The organism is Cerasicoccus sp. TK19100 (assembly GCF_027257155.1).
GTDB lineage: Bacteria > Verrucomicrobiota > Verrucomicrobiia > Opitutales > Cerasicoccaceae > Cerasicoccus > Cerasicoccus fimbriatus.
Map to the genome: position 1 here is coordinate 385,524 of NZ_JAPWDU010000006.1, position 23,679 is coordinate 409,202.

The 23,679-nt window shown below is 58.2% G+C and carries 21 protein-coding genes; 7 read left to right on the forward strand and 14 right to left on the reverse strand.

Going from position 1 to position 23,679, the window contains the following annotated elements:
* Positions 1-122 precede the first annotated feature (122 nt).
* From O3S85_RS21295 to guaB, 3 genes are all read right to left on the reverse strand, one after another.
* Complete coding sequence (locus O3S85_RS21295; RefSeq protein ID WP_425499857.1) at positions 123-332, reverse strand: DUF6980 family protein; 210 nt, start codon at positions 330-332, stop codon at positions 123-125.
* A 40-nt stretch (positions 333-372) separates the two neighbouring features.
* On the reverse strand, positions 373-726 hold the full coding sequence (locus O3S85_RS16640) for an arsenate reductase family protein (protein WP_269541899.1): 354 nt from the start codon (positions 724-726) through the stop codon (positions 373-375).
* 153 nt (positions 727-879) lie between these two features.
* Complete coding sequence (guaB, locus tag O3S85_RS16645) at positions 880-2,436, reverse strand: IMP dehydrogenase (protein WP_269541900.1); 1,557 nt, start codon at positions 2,434-2,436, stop codon at positions 880-882.
* A gap of 73 nt (positions 2,437-2,509) precedes the next feature.
* Between guaB and menC the strand changes: the two genes are divergently transcribed.
* Both menC and O3S85_RS16655 read left to right on the forward strand, forming a co-directional pair.
* Positions 2,510-3,550: an o-succinylbenzoate synthase gene (gene menC, locus O3S85_RS16650; RefSeq protein ID WP_269541901.1), complete on the forward strand. Its 1,041-nt coding sequence runs from the start codon at positions 2,510-2,512 to the stop codon at positions 3,548-3,550.
* On the forward strand, positions 3,535-4,830 hold the full coding sequence (locus O3S85_RS16655) for an AMP-binding protein (protein ID WP_269541904.1): 1,296 nt from the start codon (positions 3,535-3,537) through the stop codon (positions 4,828-4,830). Before menC ends, O3S85_RS16655 begins: the two co-directional genes overlap by 16 nt.
* Here the strand turns inward: O3S85_RS16655 and O3S85_RS16660 are convergent.
* Positions 4,806-5,048: a hypothetical protein gene (locus O3S85_RS16660; protein ID WP_269541906.1), complete on the reverse strand. Its 243-nt coding sequence runs from the start codon at positions 5,046-5,048 to the stop codon at positions 4,806-4,808. The two genes, O3S85_RS16655 and O3S85_RS16660, sit on opposite strands and share 25 nt — an antisense overlap.
* Before the next feature lie 126 nt (positions 5,049-5,174).
* Between O3S85_RS16660 and kdsB the strand changes: the two genes are divergently transcribed.
* A complete protein-coding gene (gene kdsB, locus O3S85_RS16665) occupies positions 5,175-5,921 on the forward strand; it encodes a 3-deoxy-manno-octulosonate cytidylyltransferase (protein ID WP_269541908.1) in 747 nt (248 codons plus the stop codon).
* 213 nt (positions 5,922-6,134) lie between these two features.
* On the opposite strand, the gene O3S85_RS16670 is transcribed toward kdsB, so the two are convergent.
* Positions 6,135-7,544: an SGNH/GDSL hydrolase family protein gene (locus tag O3S85_RS16670; protein WP_269541910.1), complete on the reverse strand. Its 1,410-nt coding sequence runs from the start codon at positions 7,542-7,544 to the stop codon at positions 6,135-6,137.
* A 168-nt stretch (positions 7,545-7,712) separates the two neighbouring features.
* Between O3S85_RS16670 and O3S85_RS16675 the strand changes: the two genes are divergently transcribed.
* The 4 genes from O3S85_RS16675 to O3S85_RS16690 all read left to right on the forward strand — a co-directional run bounded on the left by O3S85_RS16675 (position 7,713) and on the right by O3S85_RS16690 (position 15,313).
* Entirely contained in the window at positions 7,713-9,239 is a 1,527-nt protein-coding gene (locus tag O3S85_RS16675) for an SLC13 family permease (protein ID WP_269541912.1), read from the forward strand.
* A 94-nt stretch (positions 9,240-9,333) separates the two neighbouring features.
* On the forward strand, positions 9,334-10,380 hold the full coding sequence (locus tag O3S85_RS16680) for a leucine-rich repeat domain-containing protein (RefSeq protein WP_269541914.1): 1,047 nt from the start codon (positions 9,334-9,336) through the stop codon (positions 10,378-10,380).
* A 202-nt stretch (positions 10,381-10,582) separates the two neighbouring features.
* On the forward strand, positions 10,583-14,692 hold the full coding sequence (locus tag O3S85_RS16685) for a choice-of-anchor I family protein (protein WP_269541916.1): 4,110 nt from the start codon (positions 10,583-10,585) through the stop codon (positions 14,690-14,692).
* Positions 14,693-14,773: 81 nt separating this feature from the next.
* A complete protein-coding gene (locus O3S85_RS16690; protein ID WP_269541917.1) occupies positions 14,774-15,313 on the forward strand; it encodes a PEP-CTERM sorting domain-containing protein in 540 nt (179 codons plus the stop codon).
* A gap of 75 nt (positions 15,314-15,388) precedes the next feature.
* On the opposite strand, the gene O3S85_RS16695 is transcribed toward O3S85_RS16690, so the two are convergent.
* The 9 genes from O3S85_RS16695 to O3S85_RS16730 form a co-directional block, all read right to left on the reverse strand.
* Positions 15,389-15,655: a type II toxin-antitoxin system YafQ family toxin gene (locus tag O3S85_RS16695; RefSeq protein WP_269541919.1), complete on the reverse strand. Its 267-nt coding sequence runs from the start codon at positions 15,653-15,655 to the stop codon at positions 15,389-15,391.
* Positions 15,655-15,912: a type II toxin-antitoxin system RelB/DinJ family antitoxin gene (locus O3S85_RS16700; RefSeq protein WP_269541921.1), complete on the reverse strand. Its 258-nt coding sequence runs from the start codon at positions 15,910-15,912 to the stop codon at positions 15,655-15,657. The genes O3S85_RS16695 and O3S85_RS16700 overlap by 1 nt, the downstream gene beginning before the upstream one ends.
* Before the next feature lie 95 nt (positions 15,913-16,007).
* The gene (mdoH, locus tag O3S85_RS16705; protein WP_269541923.1) at positions 16,008-18,143 is read right to left on the reverse strand and encodes a glucans biosynthesis glucosyltransferase MdoH; all 2,136 of its coding nucleotides are present in this window, start codon (positions 18,141-18,143) and stop codon (positions 16,008-16,010) included.
* 1 nt (position 18,144) lies between these two features.
* A complete protein-coding gene (locus tag O3S85_RS16710; RefSeq protein WP_269541925.1) occupies positions 18,145-18,678 on the reverse strand; it encodes a hypothetical protein in 534 nt (177 codons plus the stop codon).
* On the reverse strand, positions 18,635-20,191 hold the full coding sequence (locus tag O3S85_RS16715) for an OpgD/OpgG family glucan biosynthesis protein (RefSeq protein ID WP_269541927.1): 1,557 nt from the start codon (positions 20,189-20,191) through the stop codon (positions 18,635-18,637). The genes O3S85_RS16710 and O3S85_RS16715 overlap by 44 nt, the downstream gene beginning before the upstream one ends.
* Before the next feature lie 527 nt (positions 20,192-20,718).
* Positions 20,719-20,907, reverse strand: coding sequence for a YjzC family protein (locus O3S85_RS21205; RefSeq protein WP_343218956.1), 189 nt, complete (start codon positions 20,905-20,907; stop codon positions 20,719-20,721).
* 395 nt (positions 20,908-21,302) lie between these two features.
* A complete protein-coding gene (gene groL / locus O3S85_RS16720; protein ID WP_269541929.1) occupies positions 21,303-22,952 on the reverse strand; it encodes a chaperonin GroEL in 1,650 nt (549 codons plus the stop codon).
* A 79-nt stretch (positions 22,953-23,031) separates the two neighbouring features.
* Entirely contained in the window at positions 23,032-23,343 is a 312-nt protein-coding gene (locus tag O3S85_RS16725; protein WP_269541931.1) for a co-chaperone GroES, read from the reverse strand.
* A 22-nt stretch (positions 23,344-23,365) separates the two neighbouring features.
* Positions 23,366-23,671, reverse strand: coding sequence for a hypothetical protein (locus O3S85_RS16730; protein ID WP_269541932.1), 306 nt, complete (start codon positions 23,669-23,671; stop codon positions 23,366-23,368).
* Between the last annotated feature and the right edge of the window lie 8 nt (positions 23,672-23,679).

Consider the following 23,679-nt stretch of genomic DNA (forward strand, 5'->3'; position numbering starts at 1 on the left):
ATCGACGGAGACCGGTTCAGGAGCCAAACGCCGCCTGAGGCGGCCGTTTTTCGGGACAATCCCGGGTAGCTTGGGTCGCGACAATGGGCATTCGTGCGCCCTTGGCAAGCGAAATGTTTGGTCTATTTACGATTTTTAATCGGCAATTGCGCTCCACAAAACGGGCAGAAAGCAATTTCAACATAGGACGACCCGCCGTCGTGCATGATTAGCCCATAAGCGTTCTGTCGCTCTAAATGTATAATCGTCCGATCAGGACAATCGTAGGGATTAGGATGCTCACTACAGTTGTGGCTTACCGCAGCATCCATCTCATCACAGCAGTGAGCCATCTTCACTTTAATCTTTTTCCTTTAATTTTTAATCTCCCATCTACCCGACTTGCGCCACCCACTCGGTTTCCTTAAAGCCGACCAGTGTCACGCCGTCGCCGATGAGGAACGGGCGTTTGACGAGGTTACCGGTCTGCTGAAGCCGGGCAAAGGCTTGATCGTTCGTCAGGTCGGAGAGCTCGTCTTTGATGCCGCTGGTGCGGTAGTCGCCACTGCTGGTGTTGAGCAGCTTCTTGATCTCGCCATTGTAGGCATCGAGCATGGTCTGCAGCTCGGCAGGGGAGGGCGGTGTCTCGCGGATCGGCAGGCGCTCGTAGGTAACGCCATGTTCGTCCAGCCACTTGCGCGCCTTGCGGCAGGTGGAGCACTTGTCGTATTCGTAGAATTTGAGCATGGAGAAGGGGGTTGGGTTTTAAATGGTGGCGGAGTGGCGGATGCTTGGCGGAACGCGAATTTCCACATTCGCCTACTATCTATCATACATGGTTCCAGTCACCATCAGCGCGTGATGCGAATGTGGAAATTCGCGTTCCTTTTTTGGATCCGCCTACTCCTTGGTGGTTTTGACTTCGACGACGTCGTGGGGGGCGCTTTCGCGTTGGCCGGCGGGGGAGACGCGGATGTAGCGGGCGCGTTCCTTGTGCTCGGCGAGGTTGTTTGCGCCGAGGTAGCCCATGCCGCTTTGGAGGCCGCCGGTTAGCTGGTCGAGCACGGCGTCAACGCTACCGGATACTTCCTTAAGTGCTTCAATGCCCTCGGCCGCGATCTTGCGGTTCCTGTCTTTGCTGGCGTGGCCGTAGCGGGCGGCGCTACCGGCCTTCATGGCTTCGAGGCTGCCCATGCCGCGGTATTGTTTGTAAAGTTTGCCGTCGATTTCGAGGATCTGCCCCGGTGCCTCGCGGCAACCGGCGAGCAGGCTGCCGCACATGACGGCGTCTGCAAGGGTGAGGGCCTTAACGATGTCGCCGCTCTTGGTGATACCGCCGTCGGCGAGAATCTTCACGCCATATTTCTTGGCGGCCTGGCTGCACACGTAGAGCGCGGTGAGCTGGGGAATGCCGACGCCGGCGACGATGCGCGTCGTGCAAATGGAGCCCGGGCCCTGGCCGACCTTGATCGCGTTGGCACCTGCCTCAGCGAGGAAGCCCACGCCTTCGGCGCTGGTGACGTTGCCCGCGATGATCGTCAGGTCCTTGAATTCGCTTCGGATCAGGCGGATGGCCTGGCCGACGCCTTCGCTGTGGCCGTGGGCAGTGGAGATCGCCACGGCGTCGAGGCCTTCATTAACGAGGGCACCGACGTGGCCGATGATGCGGTCGCGGTCGAGGTCGCCCTCGCTGGTGCGCGGGGCGGATACGGCGGCACCGCACACGAGGCGGAATTCCTTGTCGCGCGCCGGTTTGACGTTGGCGCGTTGTTCGTCGTTGATGCGCTCGATGTCGCTCAGTGTGAACAGGCCGTGGAGGCGGTCCTGCTCATCGACGACGAGCAGCTTGTGAATGCCCAGATGGTCGTTGAAAAACTTATCCGCCGCCGCGATGGGGTCATCTTCGATGGTCTTGGTCGAGATGGTGTAAACATCACCGCGAGGCGTCATGGCCTCGATGACTTTGCGGTCGCGGTAGCGTTCCTTGACGACACGTCCGGGCAGAAGGCCGAGGAGCTTGCCGCTGTCTTCGACAACGGGGAAGGTGCTGAACTTATAGCCCTTTTCCTCGATGATTTCGAGGACGTCGGCAATGTAGGCGTCGGGGCCGATCTTGATCGGGTCCTGAATCAGGCCATGGATGTTATTTTTAACGCGGGCTACCTGCTTGATCTGCTCGCGCTCGCTCATGTTGTAGTGGATGAGCCCGAGGCCGCCGTTGGAGGCCATGGCGATGGCCATGGTGGCTTCGGTGACGGTGTCCATGTCCGACGATATGATGGGCAGGGACAAATGCAGGCCGTGGGAAAGCTCCACCTCAGTGACCGTGTTGCGCGGCAAAACGGCTGAGTGGCGGGTGGCCAGGGTTACGTCGTCATACGTGAGCGCGATGCCAGAATTGGCGATAAAAAATTGTTCGGCGCTCTTGTAAAATGCTTGGTCGATGGATTCGCTCATGGCAATGTGTATTGCCGTTGGGAATTATGGGCTGGCGCCTAACCTCGGCAAGTGAAAAGCTTCATTATTCTCCATGACCCCTTTGTCGCCTGATCAGCATCTCCAATTCGAGTACCGTGGCTATCGTCGCCGGTTTCGAAAAGCGCTCAAAACAGCGCACGGAGAGTGGCCGGAGCGCGAGGGCGTGGTGATCCGCTTATCCATGGAAAACGGTCGCACCGGCTATGGCGAGATCGCGCCTATTCCGTGGTTTTCCCCCGAGCTGGCGCGTCAACTGGCCAACCAGCCGCTCCCGGAGGCGCTGGGGCTGGATCGCATTGGCAAGGTTGTGCAGCCGACGATTATTAAGGAGGTCGCCGAGCCCACGGTTCGCTGGGCCTTCGAGTGCGCAGTCACGCAACTGGTCGACCCGACTTTACCCGGCGTGCGTGTGCCGATTGCGGGTCTACTGCCCGCGGGCGAGGCTGCCGTCGGAACGCTTTCGCGGCAATTGGCCTCGGGACGCCGTGCCTACAAATGGAAGATCGGTGTGCTGCCCTGCGCCGACGAGCTGGCCTTGGCGAACCAATTAATGGCCAGTTTGCCCCGTGGTGTACGCCTGCGCTTTGACGCCAATTGCGGCCTGGGTGACGATGACTACGCTGCGTGGCTGAGCTGGTGCACGGCGCATCGTCACGTCGTGGATTACATTGAGCAGCCGCTGCCCGTAGGCCGGGAGCAGGAGATGTTTGACCGCGCGAAGGGCATGGATGTGCCCATTGCGCTGGATGAATCGATAGCCGGGGTGGAGTCGCTGATCCGCCTTGCCGGGCAGTTTCCGCAGGCGGTGCTGATCGTGAAACCGTCGCTCTTGGGCTCCCGCGGGGAGTATTTACGCTGGCGGACCGGGCACCCGCGCAACCGGGTGGTGTATTCCACGGGTTTCGAGACGGCGATCGGCTTAAAGGCCGTTTGGGAACTCGCCGCGCTGGACTGGCCACCGCTGGCACCGGCGGGGCTCGACGCAAGCTCCGCCTTGGAAGAAGACGGCCTTTGCCCGCTGCGCATCGGCTGGGAACTGTGCAACGCCGACTGGCCCAATGGCCTGGAGCACGAGGTATGGGACAAGCTCTGAGCCGATTGCAGGAACTGGTTACACGGCCATGGCTGGCTTGCCCTGAGCAGCAATCACATTTTGCCGAGGCCTATGCCGCCGCCGCGAAAAGGCTGGGCAACATCACTGCCGGTCCGGTGGTGATCGGCGATGCGGACCGCGTGCGTTTTTTGGCCTCGGCTTTTGCGGCCATCGAGCAGGGGCGGGCTGTCTTTTTGGCGAGTCCGGCTTGGGGCGCGCATGAATGGCGTCAGGCCGAGGCCTTGATTCCGCCCAGTGCCATTGTGTGGTCAAACAGCGCAGCGGCTGAGCGGACTTTTCACGGCAATTTCGGTGAGCCGGAGCCCGGCAGTATATTGATACCGACTGGTGGTACCGGCGGGCGCATCAAGTTTGCCGTGCATACGCTGGCAACGCTCATGGCCTCGGTCCGGGGCTATCAGGCGCATTGGAGTGGCGGCGCGCTGAATGCCATTTGCCCACTACCGGTGTGTCACATTGGCGGGCTAATGCTGGCGCTGCGGACGGCCCTGACCGGTGGGCGGCTTTGGTTGTGCGATGCGCGCTTGGAGGAGACACCGCCGCCGGGGTTTGACTTGGGCTCCGCGCATTGCTCGGTGGTCGGGGCGCAGCTCAGGCGTGCGTTGGACCAGGGCGGGCATTGGTTGTCCCAATGCCGTGCGGTGCTCGTCGGCGGAGGCCCCAGCGCGCCGGAGCTATTGAGAGACGCCTTCGAAGCGGGTATCCCCCTTTACACAGCTTACGGGCTGACCGAGGCCGCCGCCACGGTGGCGCTCAATCAAGTGTCGCCAGGGAGTGACCCTGCGGTGGGGGATGTATTGCCGCACTGGCGCGTGGACGTCGCCGATGGGTTGATTCGCCTGCGGGGCGAGGCGCTGTTTCGCGGTTATTGGGGGCAGGCGATGCGCGTGGATGATTTCTGGGAGACGGGTGATCGCGGCGAGTTGCTTGATGGCCAACTGAAAGTGTTGGGCCGGGCGGGGCGGTTTATCGTCACCGGTGGGCGCAAGGTAGACGCCGATCTGCTCGAAAAACGCCTGGGCTCATGGCCGGAAATTGACGCCGCGCTCGTGTTTGGCGCGCCGCACCGCGAGTGGGGTGAGGCGGTGACTGCGGTCGTGGTTTCTTCAAGCAGCGTGGCCGAGCTGGTTGCCAAGGCGAAGGAGGAGCTCATGCCCGAAATGCGGCCAAAGCAGTGGATCTGCGTTGAGGCAATTCCTCAAACCGAACACGGGAAACCGGACTGGCCGGCCATTTACTCTTTAATGAAGAGCACGTAGGCAATGCCCACGGCCGCCGCGACAAACATTAGGGCAAATACCTTGAGCACGACGAATCCAGTTTTGGAGATTTCCAAATCATTCACGCCTACGACCTTGCCAACGATGGTCTCCCACTTGCTGTGGCTCACAATAAGGAGTTGAACCCCGATCAGAAATAGGATCGTAGGGATGGCCACTTTGATCGACCAGATGATAATCGGGATGACTTGGTTCATTCGCGGGAAATATAAAGGCGCTAAGAACGTCTTAGGCTTGAGTCTAAGTCAAGGCCTTAAGAAACTCCTATCATCTAAGAATCGGCACTAAATGTGCCTTTCTAAAGCCAATTTCCTATTAATTTAATGCCAAAAGAAAGCATCAGCGTCGTTATTCCGGCCCGATTGGAGTCCAGTCGCCTGCCGGGCAAGGTTTTGCTCGAACTGGGGGGTAAACCCATGTTGCAGTGTGTTTGGGAGCGGGCCATGGCCATGAAAACGCCCAACGAGGTCGTCATTGCGACGGATTCCGAGGTCGTGCTCACCCTCGCGCAGGAGTGGGGAGCCACCGTGAAAATGACCCCCAAAGAATGCCCCAATGGCACCGCCCGCGCGGCTTGCCTGTTGGACGAACTTGCTGGTGACTTTATCATCAACCTACAGGGCGATGAGCCTTTCATGGAGCCCGAACTGCTGGATGCGCTCGTCGAAACTCGTCGCAATGCCGGTGGCGATGTTGTCACCGCCGTGCGACCGATCACCGATGAGGCTGAGCTGTTCAATCCCAACGTGGTCAAGGTTGCTCGTGGTCGTGAAGCGCGGGCGCTGCTTTTTTCACGCACGACGATTCCCTTTGTGCGCGACGTCCCGCAAAGCGAGTGGCTGTCAGCGCGGAAATTCTGGGCGCATATCGGCGTTTATGGTTACACCCGCAAGGCGCTGGAGCAGTATTCATCGCTCGAAACCGGCGACTTGGAAACCTCCGAAAAGCTGGAACAGTTGCGCTTTTTGGAGCACGGTTTCGCGATCACGGTGGTCGAGACGGAATATCGCTCAATCGGCGTCGACACGATGGAGGACCTTGAACGCGCCCGGAAGATGTTTGGGCAATAGAATGACAGGGTTGGCATTCCGCTGCTGATTTTTGTTACAAGCCCTTAGCTCCCCTCCTTGGCAAGGAGTGGTGTCTGCGCTTGCGCTGACGGGGTGGTTCAAGCGTTGGCCATGGAGGAAATGGACCACCCCTGCCCGGCTTGTGAAGCCGTGCCTCCCCTCCTTGGCAAGGAGGGGAGTTTTTTTAATTCTTAATAGAATGCTAGGGTGGCGTCAGTTGCCCGGGAAAAAGCGCAGGGGGACGTCGGCCATGACGCCGTGGCCGAACTCGCCAGGGTGGTTGTTCCAATTGTGAAGCTGAGAGTAGGGCGGGATGCCGCGATGCTGGAGGTTGAGCCATTCGGCGTAGGTGTCGGCCAGCCCAACGCCGTGCTTGGTGGCGAGCTCGTGCTGCGCGGAGACGTAGTCCGGCCAACGGTCGGCGTGGCCACCAGGCTTCATCGGGTAGGGCTGCATGCTGGTCATCAAAATGACTTCGATGTCGGCCTGACGCGCTGCCAAGACGATGTCCTCGATGTGCTGCTTGTATAGTTGATGATCCACCTTGGCGCGGCTGCCGTCGGACGGGCCGTCGGCGTCGTTGATGCCCATCATGATGATGAGTAGGTCCGGCTTGGCGGGCAGCACGGTTTGCTTGAGCGCTTGCAGGCCAAACTCCGTGCCTTTGCCGCCTTGCCAGGCCTTGATCTCGCTGATGTCGGCGTCTGGGTAGCGGGCTTTCAGCGTGTGCTGGAAACGCCCGCGCCAGTGCTTGGTGTCGTCGCTCCACCATTGGCCAGCCTCGGCACCGAGGGTCAGGCTGTCGCCCATGTAGGCGATGGAAACCGGTTCTCCCTTTTCCAGTTTGGCACGGGTCTGGGCGACGGCGTCCGGGTTGACCGGTGCCACGGGGTCCTGGGCGTCGATGGGTAAAATGAACTCCGCGTTCAGCGGCTCGTTGGCCGATTGCCAGGGGGCCAGGTAAACCCCGGCCAGCGGCGCGCAACCTTGGTTGGGCTCGGGCAGATACGGGCAGACAAAGCGCGACTTGCCCTCCTTGACGCTTACCTTGCCTTGGGTGTCGACTTGGATCAGGTCCAGGCGTTGCAGCACCTCTTGGTAGCGGACCTTGACCTTGCCCACGCCGGGTTGGCCAAGGCCGTTATCGAGATTAGCGACCTGGCCGCTCAGCTCAAAAACACGGTAATCCTCACCCTGCACGAAGGTTTTCGCCCCGTCCTCAGACGTCACGACGATGCTGTCCAGCGGGTATTGTCGATAGGGCTGGCCGAGGATGAGCACGCCGTTTTCGTCGGAACGCGGGGCGTAGGTGATCGCGCCGTTTTTATTCTTCTTCGGGTTTTGCCCGGGCCAGGGCAGCCAGTTATCCCATGCGGGATTGTAGTTGTCCGGGGTCATGGCAGTGACCGATTTATTTTCCGACTTCTGCGGGGCAAGGGTAACGGTAGTCGGCTGGACGGAGACGCTCTGGCCGTCAATTTCCACCGTGCCCGCGCTGACCTTGATCGTGAAAGGTTTACTGCCGGGCGTAACCTCCGGCAATGCGCCGAGTAGCGGGCCAGCGATTGCCAGCAGGGCGAAGCCCAAGGCGCAGGGGCGTGAAACGAGGAGGGGGATTCTCATGCAGCCAGCGTTAGATGATTCGTGTAATCAAGCAAGTCGAAATTCTTTGATCAATCAAGAGATTGTTAATTTTAATGGATGAACCGCCTCTTGACTCGTCATGAATTAGCATTGATTTTGTCTTATTCGCCATTTGCTTATTTCTTTCCCCAAAAGCGATTCTCCTTCATGTCTGATACTACTGACTCCGCCAGTTTGCGGCGCCGACTCGGCCTGATTGCCGGGCCTCTTGCATTTTTCATTTTGCTCCTGATACCTACTCCCGAAGGCATGAGCGCCGACGGGCAAAAGGTGGCCGCGATTGCTGCGCTGATGGCGATCTGGTGGGTGACGGAGGCCATCCCAATTCCGGCGACGAGTTTGCTGCCGATTGCGCTTTTCCCGACGCTCAAGATTATGTCTGCTGCGGACGCCACCGCGCCCTTTGCCAACCACTTGATTTTCCTCTTCATGGGCGGCTTCATGATCGCCATTGCGATGCAGCGCTGGAACCTGCACCGGCGGATCGCACTGCTGATTATTAAGCTCATCGGCTTTTCGCCAAGTCGTCTGGTGCTGGGTTTCATGGTGGCGACGGCGGTGCTTTCCGCCTTCGTTTCCAACACCGCGACCGCCGTGATGATGATGCCCATTGGCGTAGCGATCATTTCGCAGGCGACAGAGGAAATTGCCGCGCTCAAAATCGACGTCCCCGAGAAAGCCATGAACGCCTTTGGCATTAACCTGATGCTCGGCATCGCTTACGCGGCCTCGATTGGCGGCATCGCAACGATCATCGGCACCCCGCCGAACACCGTGCTCGCGAACTACCTGCAGTCAACTTACGGCTACGAGATTACCTTCGGCAAATGGCTGATGGTTGGCGGCCCGCTGGTGATCATTTTCATCCCACTCACCTGGCTTTGGCTGACGAAGGTCGCCAACTCAATGAAGGGCCTGGAGCTGCCCAATAGCGATGGCATCATCAAAGACGAGCTCGCCAAGCTCGGCGGCCTGAGCAAGGGCGAGCGCTACACCCTGATCGTCTTCGTATTAACGGCGGTTGCTTGGATCGTGCGCGGCTTTTTGAACGATTTGCTGCCCCCTGAAATATATGAGCACATCAGCTTCGTCTCGGACTCCACCATCGCCATGGCGGGCGCTATCGCGCTGTTCTGCATTCCGGTTGATTTGAAAAAATGTGAGTTCGTCCTGACTTGGGAAGCCGCAGCCAAGCTGCCCTGGGGCGTGCTGGTTTTGTTTGGCGGCGGTCTGTCGCTGGCGGCTGGTTTTAAGGAATCCGGACTGAGCGCATGGACGATCGATCAGGTGAGTTTCCTGCAGGGCATGCCGGTCATCGTGCTGATCTTTGGCCTGTGCCTGCTGGTGACCTTCCTGACCGAGCTGACCTCGAACACCGCCACGACCAACCTGCTGATGCCGGTCCTTGGTGGGGTGGCGATTGGCCTCGGCGAAAGTCCGCTGCTGCTGCTGGCTCCGGCGGCGATTTCGGCCTCATGCGCGTTCATGCTTCCGGTGGCGACACCGCCGAATGCGATTGTGTTTGGCTCGGGCCGGTTGACGATCCCCGATATGATGAAGAGCGGTTTTGCGCTCAATGTGATGGGTGTGTTCCTGGTTACGACGCTCGTATATTTTATTCTGGTGCCGGTCTTTGGCATCGTCATCGGCGAGCTGCCTGAGTGGGTGAAATAAGTGTGTTACTTTGCAATGCAAAGTAAGCAAGGCGGGCGGGTTCACCCAACTGCCACAATTCTGACACGGAATCGTTTCTTTTTTGAGTTTGCCAGTGCTTCGTCTGACCTGCGATTGGCAAGGGATGATCGCGTCAATGTATCTTCGGGCGGCTGGCTTTGCCGTCGTGACTCTTTGCGCTTCGGCGGCTTCGCTAAGCGCGGCTCGCTTTGGCGACTTCCTTTATGAAACGCAATTTGGCGAGGCGATTATCACGGGCTACGATGGGGCCGACGGCAGTGTGGTGATCCCCGCAATGATCAACGGACAGGCGGTGACAGAGATCGCTTTGGCCGCATTCTCGGGCCAGACGAACATCGTACAAATTCAATTGCCGGAGAGCCTGCTGTTCATTCGCGATGAGGCTTTTCAAAACTGCACGTCCTTGACCAATATCGCCATCCCGGCTGGAGTCATGGAAGTAGGGGAGGCTGCTTTTCGTGGTTGCACGAGCCTGAGTGAGGTAAAGATGGCAGAAGGCGTTTCGTTGCTGTTTGAGTCGGCTTTCGCGGATTGCGCTCTGGTGCGCGTGGCTTTGCCCGACAGTTTGCAATTCGTGGACCCCGATGTTTTTGCGGGCAATAGCGGACTGGCCGCCGTCTATTTCCTGGGGGATGCGCCCACCTTGAGCAGCGACTCGCTGGGTGCCGCAACCACGGCTTATTTTTTTGACGACGCGATCGGCTTTGCGAGTCCGACTTGGGAGTACGCGACAGGCTCTACGATCAGCACAGTAAACCTCGGCCAGTCCGGCCGCGTTGCCACCTGGCTGTTGACGGATCACCTCGATGCAGCGGGCTTACTGGAGAATCCAGACGCGGCACCGCAACCGCCGGCATTGAGTTATGCGTTCAACCAGGCCCCGGGCAAGCCGTTGTTTTTCGACAGCTTTCTGGACACCGACAGCAATGTTTTCGAGTTCACCTATTATGCGGGTCAGGATGGTGTAAGTTATCAACCGATGATTTCATCGGATTTAATTCGATGGGGCGATACTGGCGTTTCGGTTAGTCCGATGGACACTTCAGGCTTCCGCACCGCGACCGTCGATTACCACGGTGAGCCACTGTTTTTCAACGTGCAGGTTACGGTATCTCAGTAGTGTTACGGCCTCGTTTCTAAGTCGTAATTTGTGACAATCGACCGCAATCCCTGATGGATAGAGGGACTTCACAATCCCTTAACATTGCGTCACCGAATCTTAACTGCGTCACGCGCGTTGGGCGTTGACCGTGGCTGTTTAGGAGCCCTTTGAATACGGCGAAAAGTCAGACCGACTTTTTTTGAACGTAAATCCTAACAGCATGAAAATCCTCTCGACTGCACTATTTTCAGGCCTGTCTCTGGCAGCCCTGGGCGCGATGCCACCGATGTATGCGCAAGCCGCGGATTCTGCTTCGACGCTCACCATTAGCGCCGAAGACGGAATGACCGTTTTTGTCAACGACACTGGAGAAGCCTATGATCTCTCCGGCCTGACAATCGCCTTGGAGGGCATCTCCTCCGGCGTTCAGGGCGACTTCCAGATCGAAGAAACCACGATCATCATCACCCTGAGTGACGACAAGCCGGGCTTCACGTTCGGTGAAGGTTCCTCGCTGCCCGCCGGCGGCAAGATCGTGGTTCACTCCACGGGTGCCGTCTCTATCACCAGCGGCTACACAACGCTCGCTTACTCCGCAGGCAGCAAGTCCGCCAAGACGGGCTCGACTGGCGCACCGGTTAAGACTCCGCGTGTTGGCGCGACCTCTTACACGCTGCAAGTCCTGCACGCTTCCGACCTCGAAGGTGGCATCGACGCTATCGGCCGTGCGCCGAACTTCGCGGCGCTTGCCCAGCACTTCGAAGAAAACCCCGGTAGCGCCGACGGCACGATGATCCTTTCCGCGGGTGACAACATTATCCCCGGTCCGTTCTTTAGTGCCTCCAGTGACTTCTCACTTGAGGACGACCTGCGCGACGCCTACGAGTCCCTCTTTGGCATTTCCCTGACTGACGGTGTCGAAGGCAGCGAAATCGAAACCCGCAATGGTGCAATCGATATCACGATCATGAACATCGTTGGCTTCGATGCATCCGCCATCGGTAACCACGAGTTCGACCTCGGCTCCGAGACCCTGCGCGACCTGATCGAAGAAGAATTCGACAACGACCGCATCGACGATCCGTCCAACATCGTGGGCCCGGAAATCGAATGGCCCGGCACGACCTTCCCGTATCTTTCGGCCAACCTCGACTTCTCCGGTGACGCCGACTTGAGCGGCATCGTAACGAGCGACATCCTCGACGGCAACGCCTTCGCCTTCGATCCGGCAGACCTGAACAAGTTCCCGCAAAGCCAATACAACTCCACCAAGATTGGCAAAGCCGCGATCTTCTCCGTGAACGGTCAGAACGTCGGCATCGTCGGCGCGACGACTCAGCGCCTGAATGTCATTTCTTCGCCGTCCGGCACGGTTGTGGTTGGTGTTAATGACAACGACATGGCCTTGCTTGCCACGCAGCTTCAGCCCGTCATTGACCAGGTGCTGCTCGGCCTCGACGGCATCGCAGAAACCGCTGACGACGTGAACAAGGTCATCCTCGTGACCCACCTTCAGCAAATCGCGTTGGAAGAGGACCTCGCCACCCGTCTGACGGATGTCGACGTGATTATCGCCGGTGGTTCGGACACGCTTCTGGCCGACGCCAACGACACGCTTCGCCCCGGTGATGTGGCCGACGATGTTTACCCGGTTCAAGTCACGGACATCAACGGTGACACCACACTGATCGTCAGCACCGACGGCGAATACAGCTACCTTGGCCGCTTGAACGTGCCGTTCGACACCGACGGCTTGGTCGTGGTTAATGACCTCGATGACAGCATCAACGGCCCGGTTGCATCGACCGACGCCATGGTGCAAAACCTCTGGGGTGACCTCACCGCTCCCTTCGCTGCTGGCACACGTGGTGGTCTCGTGAAGGCACTCGTCGACGAAGTCGAAGGCATCGTGCTGGCGCAAGATGGCAACATCTACGGCTACACCGCTGAATACCTGGTGGGTGACCGCGAGCTCGTCCGCACGCAGGAAACCAACCTCGGTAACCTCACCGCTGACGCCAATCTTTGGAAGGCGCTACAAAGCGATCCGGAAGTCGTCATCTCCTTCAAGAACGGTGGCGGCATCCGCACCCCGATTGGCGTGGTTGACGGCATCACCGGCGAGCTCCTTCCGCCGCAAGGCAACCCGGCAGCAAGCAAGCCGGTTGGCGCAATCTCCGAGCTGGACGTCGCCAACGTGCTGCGTTTCAACAACGGCTTGGTGACCTTCACACTCTCCGGTCAGGACCTCCTTGAGGTGCTCGAGTATGCGGTTTCCCGCAGCTTCGCTGGCCGCACCGAAGGCCGCTTCCCACAGATCAGCGGCATGCAGTTCTCCTACTATCCGGTGATCGATAGCAACGATAACGGCGAGTATGACGCCGGCATCGACACGCCGGCCATGATCCGCTCCATCGCACTGATGGGCCTCAACGGTCGCGTAACCCGCGTCATCTATGACGACGGTGCCTTCGTGGACAGCGCTGCCACGGAAGAGTTCAAGATGGTTACCCTTAACTTCCTCGCTGGCGGTGGTGACGGTTATCCCTTCGCCGATCTGCAGAGTGACCTCGTCGACCTTGAGATCGGTGAAGTCGAAGCCCTTCAGGAATACCTGACCAGCAACTTCGGCACGGCAGGCCTCGCCTACAGCCAGCCGGAAATGGACCCGACTCAGGACGCCCGCATCCAGAACCTCGATGAGCGTTACGACTCCGTCGGCAACGACATCCCGGTTGCTCCGGCCGGTGCTCTGCGCCTGACTCCGGTGGCCACCTTTAATTCCGGTCTCTTTGATGAAGCCGGTGCCGAAATCGTCGCTTACCACGCAGGCACACAGCGCCTCTTCGTGGTTAGCAGCGCCGCCTCCGCCGCAGAGATCCGCGTCCTCGACGCCAGCAATCCGTCCAGCGGCGAGCTACCGCAGATCAACGCGATTGTCGCGCCTCAGCCAAACTTCGAGCCGAACAGCGTCGACACCTTCACCGGTGCCCTTGGTGACGCAGTGGCAATTGCCTGGTCCGACGAGTCCGGTGTTGCTGGCCGTGGTGTCGTGACGCTGCACAACCCGAGCACGCTGGCCATGATCGGTAGCCCGATCACCGTCGGCTTCCTGCCCGACATGCTCACCTTCACCGCCGATGGTAACCAGCTCGTCGTGGCCAACGAAGGTGAAATGGTTGGCTCTGACAATCCGGAAGGCTCCGTGTCGATCATCGACTTCAGCGGCAGCTTCGCCGTGGCAACCCATACCGAAGTTACCTTCGATCGCTGGAATCGCCGCGAGGATGTTCTCCGCTCACGCGGTGTTCTGCTGACGCAAATTGACGCCGGCCTCGCCGAGAACGTGGCTCAAGACCTCGAGCCGGAATACGTGGCCATCTCGCCGGACGGTGAGACTGCCTGGGTTGGCCTGCAAGAAGCCAACGCGGTAGCCATCATCGACCTCAAGCGTTACGCAGTGCGCAATATCCTGCCGCTTGGCACGATCAACTACGGTATGATTCCGCTCGATGCCAGCGACCGCGACGAAGGCGAAGACGACGAGCCGATCAACGTCACCTTCGAGCCCGGCCTTTACGGTCTGCCCCAGCCCGACGCGATCGCGTTTGTCGAATTCGAAGGCATGAGCTACCTGCTCACCGCCAACGAAGGTGACGCCCGCGACTTCGAAGAGCTCCGCTTCAAGGATATCGGCGACGCTGGTGAAACCACCTACGTCTTCGACCCAGCCGTTATTAGTACGCTGGCCCCGCTTCAGGAAAACGACCAACTCGGCCGCCTCGAAATCAACCTCGTGGCATCCGACCTCGATAAGGATGGCGACATCGATGTGCCGATGGTCTTCGGTGGCCGGTCCATGTCGGTTTACGAAGCCCCGGTTGTCGGTCGCTTCCGTCAGGTTGGTGGCACCAGCGCCAACGGCAACAACGACCTCGACGAGTTCACCGCGTCGATCTTCCCGAATGTCTTCCACTCCAACAACGACGACAACGACTCCCTCGAGTCGCGCTCGGACGCCAAGGGTGTGGAGCCGGAAGCATTAACCGTTGCCGAAATCGACGGCCAGACCTACGCGTTTCTCGGCCTCGAGCGCCAGAGCGCCATCATGATCTACAATGTCACCGACCCGCGCACGCCTCAGTTCGTGGCCTACGTCAGCAACCGTAACTACATGGTTGACGCAGACACCGAAGAAGCAGGCGACCTCGGCCCGGAAGGCATCGAGTTCATCCCGGCGTCCGACTCCCCACTGGGCGTTCCGACCATCGCGGTTGCCAACGAAATCAGCGGCACGGTCACGCTCTACAGCATCGAGTCCGGCATCTAAGCCAACCTTGTTTGACGCGGGGTTGACGCCGATCCGTCGGCCCCGCTTCCGACCTTTTAACCCAACAAAGTTTCCATCATTATGAAAAACATCCTGTTACTTGCGTCGGCCGCCTTGGTCGCGCCTTTGGCCTCGGCCGGGATTATCACACTGGATCCGATTGCAGGAAGCTTCACCACTGGCCCCTTGGCTGGTATCGACATCAGCGGCTTCATCGTCGTCAACGACAACGGCGTCACTACCGGCACGGCGGACACCAATCCGCTGACCACCGGCGATGGTTCCATCGATGATATGGGCTGGCAGTTCAATGCCGGCGGCCTGGTCTTCTTTGATCTGTTCGATGATCTCGACCCGTTCATCACCTTTGATATGGGGATGATCACCGGCATCGATTACTTTGGCTCCAACTTGAACGGCGAGTTCCTGGACATCACCTATGATGCCTACCAGCCGGACCTCTCCAAGGCCATTGCGGTGCAGTTTGAAGACAGCAACGGTAACATCTCCACTGGCACGCTCGCGTTGCCGGTCAATGTGCCTGAGCCAACGACCTATGCGCTGATCGCCGGCTTTGGTGTCCTGACGCTCGCTTACGTGCGTCGCCGCCGCCAAGCCTAAGCACTACGCAAACGCGTTTCCTTTCCAAGCCGCCCGGACCACGCCGGGCGGTTTTTTATTAGGGCGAGTCTTTGCTCAACCAAACAAGTCGCTATGGCTACCAGTCCGCTCGAGAAACAACGACTCGCCATCTATCCGATAGATCAGAAGCCAATCGGGTTCGATATGGCAATCGATCGAGCCCAGCCAATTTCCAGTTAAGGGATGTTCTCGGTAGCGGGGGTCCAAGGGGACGCCGGAAATTATTTTGCTAATCAGATCGGTGAGTTTGGATAGATCTTTCCCTCGTTTTCTCTGGCGCTTAACGTCTTTTTTAAATCTAGAAGTCTGATAGATTTCCATCAGTCGTCCCAGCTGCGCGCCAATGCATCAACTGAATTAAAGCGCTCCAGATTTTTACCTTCTCGGGAGTCCCTTAGCGCCGCTTCTGTTTCCTTATTTGGAATTTTGACACTGAATGGTAGGCCTTTCTGGAGAGCTATTTGCGTATAAAACATACGTATCGCCTCCGTGGGCGTAACTCCTAGTTGGCTCAGAATACTCTCAGCCTTCTCCTTGATTTCAGGCTCGATGCGACTGTGAACCGCTGCGGTTTTCATGCTGCCCATTGTGTTACAAAAGCAACACAGGTCAATAGCATTCGTTAGTTAGCTCAGAACGAGGCCTTGGTTCGCGATGCGGTCGCTATCGTCACTTAAGCCGCCGGTGTTTGCAGGTCCACGCGGAACATACTTTCGCGGTTGTAGCGGCTGAGGGCGAGGCGCCACCAGCTGGCGATTTTCTCAGTGGGGGCGTCCCAGAGTTCCTGGTGGAGCAGGCTCACGCTGGGCAGGTCGTAAAGCAGGCGTAGCTTGTCGTCGGCGGAGAGGGCGGGGGCACCTTCCGAGAGGAGCCGCTGACGCAGGGCCGCGAGGTCGTCGCGAATATCGTCGGGCTGGTGATCGCGTTCGCGCAGAAACTGCTGGTGCAGGGCGTTGAGGTAGGGGTCGACGATGACGCGGATCAGCCCGTAGTCGTCGGCCAGCTCGGGAATTGGTTTGGGCAGGCGCGGGGCTATGGCGAGCTTGTCGCGAAGCGTCTGCACTTCGGCGGGTGGGGCGATGTCTTCCGGGCTGAGCAACAGGCCACGATTAGCGATCCAATCGCCAACGGATTCGCGGCTAGTCCAGACGGTGATGAACGGTGCCAGCACCCAGCCAAAGAGCACGGGGGACATCCACCAAAACAGTGACGGCGCGATGTGCCAGGCGAGCAGGCCCCACATGACGCCGATTAGCGTGCACGGGCCCTGGACGGCGAAGGCTTCGCGCCAACTGATGCCGTCACCCCCGCGGCGTTGCGAATTCCAGCTGACGCGCTGGCCCATGAACAGCGCCGCGATAAACGAACTGTGAAACAGCATCAGCGACGGCGCGATGATGGTAAACATCGTCACTTCAAACAGTAGCGATGCGGCGGCCCGCGCCATGCCGCCAAACTTGCGGCGCTCTTCGGGCGATTTTAAAAATAGCACCAGAGGAAAGACCTTGGGCACGAGAATCAGCGCCATGGTTAAGAGGAAGACGATCAGGCCCTGCGTGCTGGTGGACTCCGGGGTCAAAGGTAGCCATGATTCGTTGATAAACATCGTGAGCTGACTGTTCTCCCAACTGTAGAAAATCAGGGTAGTCAGCACGAGAAAGATGAGCCAGAGCGGGCCGGAAATGTAGCTCATGATGCCGTTGAGCATGTGCACGCGGTTGACCATCGGGATGCGGCCAAAGAGCATGATCCAGGTGTGCTGCAAGTTGCCCTGGCTCCAACGGCGGTCGCGCACGGCGAAGTCGATGATGCTGGGCGGCATTTCCTCGTAGGTGCCCTCGAAGTCATAGGCCAGCCAAACTTGCAGCCCGGCCTTGCGCATGAGCGCGGCTTCCACGAAGTCGTGGCTCATCACGCGGCCGCCGAGCGGACGTGCGCCGGGTAGCTCAGGGAGGTTGCAATAGCGAGTGAAGGCGTCGGTGCGGATGATGGCGTTGTGCCCCCAGTAGTTGCCTTCACTTTGTTGCCAGAAGTTCAGCCCCGCGCCGCCGATCATGCCCTGGAGCCGGTTGCCAAACTGCTGCAACCGCGCGAAGAGAGACTTTGCATTGCAAAGTCGGGGCATTGACTGGAGGATGCCGAGATCGGGCGTGTGCTCCATGATACGCGTCATACGAATGAGCGTATCGGCGGTCATCAGGCTGTCGGCATCGTAGCAGATAAAGAAGTCGTAGGGCTTGCCCCAGCGGCGCAAAAAGTCGGCAACGTTGCCGGACTTTTGGTTCAGGTTGTCGCGGCGTTTGCGGTAAAAGATTTTGCCGTGGGCATTGAGCTTTTGCACGGTTTCAAGCCAGGCGGATTCCTCCTCGATCCAGTTGTTGGAGGCGGTGGTGTCACTGAGCATGAAGAACTCAAAATTCTCAATGACGCCCGCCTTTGTCAGCGCCTCGTAGGTGGTGGCGATGTTGGCGGCGACGCTTTGCGGATCCTCATTGTAGATGGGAAAGAGCAGGGCGGTGCGAGAGGTGAGCGGCTGGCCGTCGTAGAGTTTATCCAGCGCGGAAATCTTTAGCTGGTCGGTGCGCTTGAGCAGGCACACGAAGCCCGCGACGGCCTGCACGAAGCCAAAGGATAAGTTCGCGAAAAGAATGGCGAAGATTGCCAGCAGCACCCACTTGGCGTTGTTGTAGGGTACGCGCCAAAGCAGGTCGGCAAAAAGTAATACGCCGAGTAGCGTGGTCACGGCGACGCCGGACATAAAGATCAACCGGCGGCTTTCGCTGATGCGTTTCCAGTCTTGTTGGTTCATACTAGCGGGCGGTGAAAACGATGAAGGCAGTCAGGCCACCCAGGATGCCAAGGAAGCCGGCGAAGCGTAGCTTGGGCCAGCGGTTGAGCATGGCGAGGGTGCTGTTGGTGGTTTCCTCAATGGAGCCAAAATTGATCTGCGGCGCGCCCAGCGTGCTGCGTGACAGGGCGGGGCCGGTGGTAATCGCGGGCGGCAGCGGGTGGATCGCAAATTCCGCGCGTAGTGCTTCGGTCGATTCGACTGCGGCTGGCCAGATCGTGTTGGCGTTGGCCTGGCGCAAGATCAGCACTGCCTGCGCGCGGCCTTGCGCGTTCTTGGGCAAGCCCGCGTGCTGGCGAATCGTTTCCACAATCTCGGCTTGGTGCTCGTTGAAGACGGCGCTGGCATGGGCCAACAGATTGTCTTCACCGCGTTGCGTCGCTTCGCGCAGTATGGCGTCGGTTACGGTGTATCGTACCGAAAGGTGGTCCACGCCATAGGCGCGTAGGCGATCACTGATCTGCCGAAAGACGGTTTCTCTGGTTGGATGCGACATGTTCGTTTGCCTTGATGGGTTGCCAGAGGTAGGTCCATTTTTCCGAAACGGGCTCGCCGTTTCGCATGAGGGTAAGCGCGAGATGGTGTGCCGTCTGGGTATTGCGGCTGAGATCGAAGTAAGCGCGGACGGAGTTCTCCGGCTTGTTATAGCGTAACTGGGGCTCGGTCTTGACGGGTGCGCCGTCGGCTTGGAAATCAATGGTCAGCTCACTCAGTTGCTCGGGCTTGAAGTCTTTGGGTGGTGAGAACTCGATGGCGAAGGAGGTCGACTGCGGGTCGAGCGTCTTTTGGCCGATGCGGGATTCAAGCACGTTGGCCAAGGCGCGGTTGGGCTCACTGCTGCGCCAGGACATGCGGTAGTTTAGGTCGTAAAACTGGCCATTGGCGGGCGGCTCGGCGGGTTTCCAGAAGGCGTTGATGTTGTCCTCGGTTTCGTCCGGCGTGGGCAACTCGACGAGGACAATTTCACCCTGTGGCCATTTGCCTTCGGGGGTAACCCACACGCTGGGGCGGTTCTCGTAGTTGGCCTCCAGATCTTCGTAGGAGCCAAAGCGGCGGTCGCGCTGCAGCAGGCCAAAGCCGCGCAGCTGGTCCACAGGGAACGACTGGTGGGTGATGGTGGTCGGGTTTTTCAGCGGACGCCAGGTCCACTGCTTGCCGTTGGCGATGAGTAGGCCATCGGAGTCGTGGACCTCGGGGCGCCAGTCGTCGATGGGAAACTCACTGCTTTCGCCAAAGCAGAACATGCTCGTGAGTGGTGCGAAGTTGAGGCGGTCGGTGTCGCCAAGAGGCCAAATGCGGCTGCGGACTTCCACCACGGTTTCGTCGCCGGGCGTCAGCGTAAATTCGTAGGCACCAGTCACGTTTTCGCCTTCGAGGAGGGCAAATACGATCAGTTTCTCCGCGTTGGGATCGGCGGGTTTTTTGAGCCAGATGCGGGTGAAGTGCGGGAACTGCTCGCCCTCTTTGCCGATGCCGACACCGAGTGCGCGCGAGGACAGGCCGTAGCTGTTACCCTTGCCCAATGCGCGGAAATACGAGGCCCCTTGGAAGACGATCAGGTCGTCGCGCACTTGCGGCATGTTGAGCGGGTAGCGAATGCGCACGCCAGCGAAGCCGATGTTATCCGGTGCTTCGTTGGGCGAGAGGGTGGTGTCCTCGTAGTTGAAGAAGCCACGCTGGAACGGAATCTCCTGCACGTGTGTGTCCGTCGTTTCAAAAACGAGGACGGGCTGATCGTAGATGTAGCCCGGGTGGAAAAACTCAATGATGTAGCGATAGTCCTGCCCAAGCCACAGCGCCTCGCTGTTGCGAAAGCGGAGGTTGCGGTAGTCATCGTAGGTTAAATTCCTGAGCGCGGGTGGGAGCGGTTCGGCGTCTTCACCGTAGGCAGCCTCGGCCTTCTGCTTCGCAAGATCACTCACGAAGTCCAAGTTCACGGAAACACGATCATACCCCTGCAACGTCAGGCAGGCCAATGACGCGCTGATAGCACACAACAGCTTGTTCATACGAATACGCACCTTGCAAGTCACCTGCCAACCTGGTGGGCTGACGAGGTTTCTGTGACTTAAGTAGCTGATTTAGAGTTAGTTAATTAGCGATGCTAGTGGTGTTTTTACCGGTTGTTTAAAACAAGCTGATGCTTTTCTTGCACGACCGGCACAAATGGAATCAGGCAATCTGCAATGCCCGGCTCGCAATGATACATCGAAGGCCGTGCATTGCGAGCGGCCATGGTTGATTTTTCTGCTGTAACTGAAATGGGGGTTCAGAAAAAGCCCCCGGCGAAATGCCGGAGGCTTTGAAAGAGTTGCGTTGATATACTACCGCCTTGAATTTCCGATGCAATGTGCGCAATTATCATAGCCGTCATTGTGAGCGGCTGATAGGCTATTGTATGGTCGATCATGACCATGGTCGATGATTGTATCAATCTGACAGCGAGTAGTTTCGCTATCTAGGTCGTGTACTTCCATCTCGTTGATATTGGCGAGATAGCGCTCACCATTCATATTTCCGCGATATCGTCTCATGGTTAACGCCCTCCTTTGTGTTTGGTGGCGTCAGCTAGTCGATAGCTCTCTCCGCGTTTGGGGGTCGGCGGCATTGGCTCGCCCTTTGTTACGGTGACCTCTGCACCAGATCGACCCCCACGTGAGCCGATACGTTCGTATTGGCCAGATCTAGGTGCGATCTGGCCAGGTTTATACTGCTTATTGCTCATTTTCTTTAGTGTTCAGACCCCGCAATGCCTGATTTTGACTTGATTTTATCACTAAGAGAGCCAAGCTAACTGCTTTCTACTCAAAAAGATCAGCTCTCTTAGAGTTCCTTTCCCGGCATGGTTCGTTCCATGCCGGGTTTTTTGCGGACCATCATCTTGGGTTGAAAAGGTTCATTTTGTCAATGCTTCAAATAGAAAATGTTATTCACACTAGTCGCAAATTCTTGGACTATAAATTGTGAATTACTCTAATTTTAGCGTATTTAGTGTTAATGAATTTTTGTATATATACTAAATGTAGTGGTCTAATGCTTTTTACAGACTAAATAAAAGGCACCTCCAATGTGGAGGTGCCTTGAAAACATTTAGCGATATTAATGCTGCGATTGGGCCAATTACATCATGCCGCCCATGCCGCCCATACCGCCCATGCCACCCATGTCCGGAGCCGGGGCCGAGCCCTTTTCTTCCGGTTCGTCGGTGATCATGCACTCGGTGGTGAGGAGCAGGCCGGAAACCGAAGCGGCGTTCTGCAGGGCAGAGCGGGTCACCTTGGTCGGGTCAACAACACCAGCCTTGATGAGGTCTTCGTAAACGCCGGTAGCGACGTTGTAACCGGTGGTCTTGTTGCTCTTGAGCACTTCCTGAACAACGAGGCTGCCTTCGACGCCGGCGTTAGAGCACAGCTTGCGGAGGGGAGCTTCGATTGCACGGCGAACGATGTAAGCGCCGATTTGCTCGTCACCTTCGAGGGCTTCAGCAGCCTTCTCGATTTCCTTGGCGGTGTTGAGGAGAGCCTTGGAACCACCAGCGGAGATGCCTTCTTCGACAGCGGCGCGGGTTGCGTGCAGGGCGTCTTCCACGCGAGCCTTCTTTTCCTTCATTTCCGGCTCGGTTGCGGCACCAACGTTGATGACGGCTACGCCGCCAGCAAGCTTGGCGAGGCGCTCTTGCAGCTTTTCGCGGTCGTAGTCGGAAGAGGTTTCTTCGATCTGACGGCGGATCTGCTTCACGCGGCCCTGGATGTCGGTAGCCTTGCCGGCACCTTCAACGAGGGTGGTGTTTTCCTTGTCGACGGAGATGCGCTTGGCCTGGCCGAGGTCGGCGAGTTCGAGGCTGTCGAGCTTGATGCCGAGGTCTTCGGTGATGCAGCGGCCACCGGTGAGGATGGCGATGTCTTCGAGCATGGCCTTGCGGCGGTCGCCGAAGCCAGGAGCCTTAACGGCGCAAACGTTGAGCGTGCCACGGAGCTTGTTAACCACAAGCGCTGCGAGGGCTTCGCCTTCGACGTCTTCAGCGATGATGAAGAACGGCTTGCCGGTCTTGGCCACCTTCTGAAGGATCGGGAGCAGGTCGTTGAGGCTGCTGATCTTCTTCTCGTGGATCAGGATGTAAGCGTCCTCGAGGATGGCTTCCATCGTTTCGGCATTGGTGGTGAAGTAGGGGCTGAGGTAGCCCTTGTCGAACTGCATACCTTCGACGACGTCGAGGGTGGTTTCGATGCCCTTGGCTTCTTCCACGGTGATGGTGCCGTCCTTGCCAACCTTGTCCATGGCGTCAGCGATGATTTCGCCGATTTCGGTGTCCCAGTTAGCGGAAACGGTGGCGACCTGCTTCACTTCTTCGCGGTCGGAAACCTTCTTGCTGTCCTTGGCGAGCTTGGCGACTGCGGCTTCAACGGCCTTGTCGATACCGCGCTTGAGGAAGATCGGGTTGGCACCGGCAGCTACGTTGCGGAGGCCTTCCTTGTAGATGGCGTGTGCGAGAACGGTCGCGGTGGTGGTGCCGTCACCAGCGTTGTCGCTGGTCTTGGAAGCCACTTCGCGAACCATCTGTGCGCCCATGTTTTCATAAGGGTCGCTCAGTTCGATTTCCTTGGCGACGGAGACGCCGTCCTTGGTTACAGTCGGGGAGCCGAACTTTTTGTCGATGAGGACATTGCGGCCTTTCGGTCCGAGGGTCACGCTGACCGCGTCGGAGAGCTTTTGAACGCCGGCAAGGATCGCCTTGCGTGCGGCTTCGTCGAATTTGAGTTGCTTAGCCATATTGGTTCTAAGTTTTACGTTTTATGTTTTAAGAATGATTATGCTTTGTGTAGCAAAGTTGCTTTGCAATGCAGAGCAATTAGCCTTCAACGACGCCGAGGATGTCGTCTTCGCGAACGAGCGTGTAGGTCTCGTCTTCGAACTTAACCTCGGTGCCGCCGTATTTGGAAACGATCACGATGTCGCCAACCTTCACGTTGAAGGGCTGGGCCTTGCCGTTTTCGTCTTTGCCGCCGGTGCCCAAGGCAATGACCTTGGCTTCTTGCGGCTTTTCCTTGGCGGAATCAGGGATGATGATGCCACCCTTGACTTGTTCGTCGTCCAGCTTAACAGCCTGGATGAGTACACGGTCGCCGAGTGGCTTGATTTTCACTTTGGTTGCGGTTGCCATAGTATTTTGAGTATGGGATTATTTATTGTGATTTTTTTGGAAGGTAATCGTCCATATCGTCCGCTGGCTTTTCCGGGGCTGCCGGAGCAGCGGGTGCTTCAGCAGGTTGCTCGGGTTCGATATGCGCTTCGCCCACCACGGTGAGCTTGACGGCATGATAGTCCGGCATGGATCGCTCCAACCCTACACCGATGACGCGGTCTTTGTTGAATGAAGCGACGAGCTTACCCTCGTTGTAAAGGGAGAGCATGTCGCTGGCCGGCGTCATCTTGTCAGCCTTTACCCGGAAGGTGCCGTGATCGGTAAAGACGAGGTGGTTTAGAGCCATGGATATGG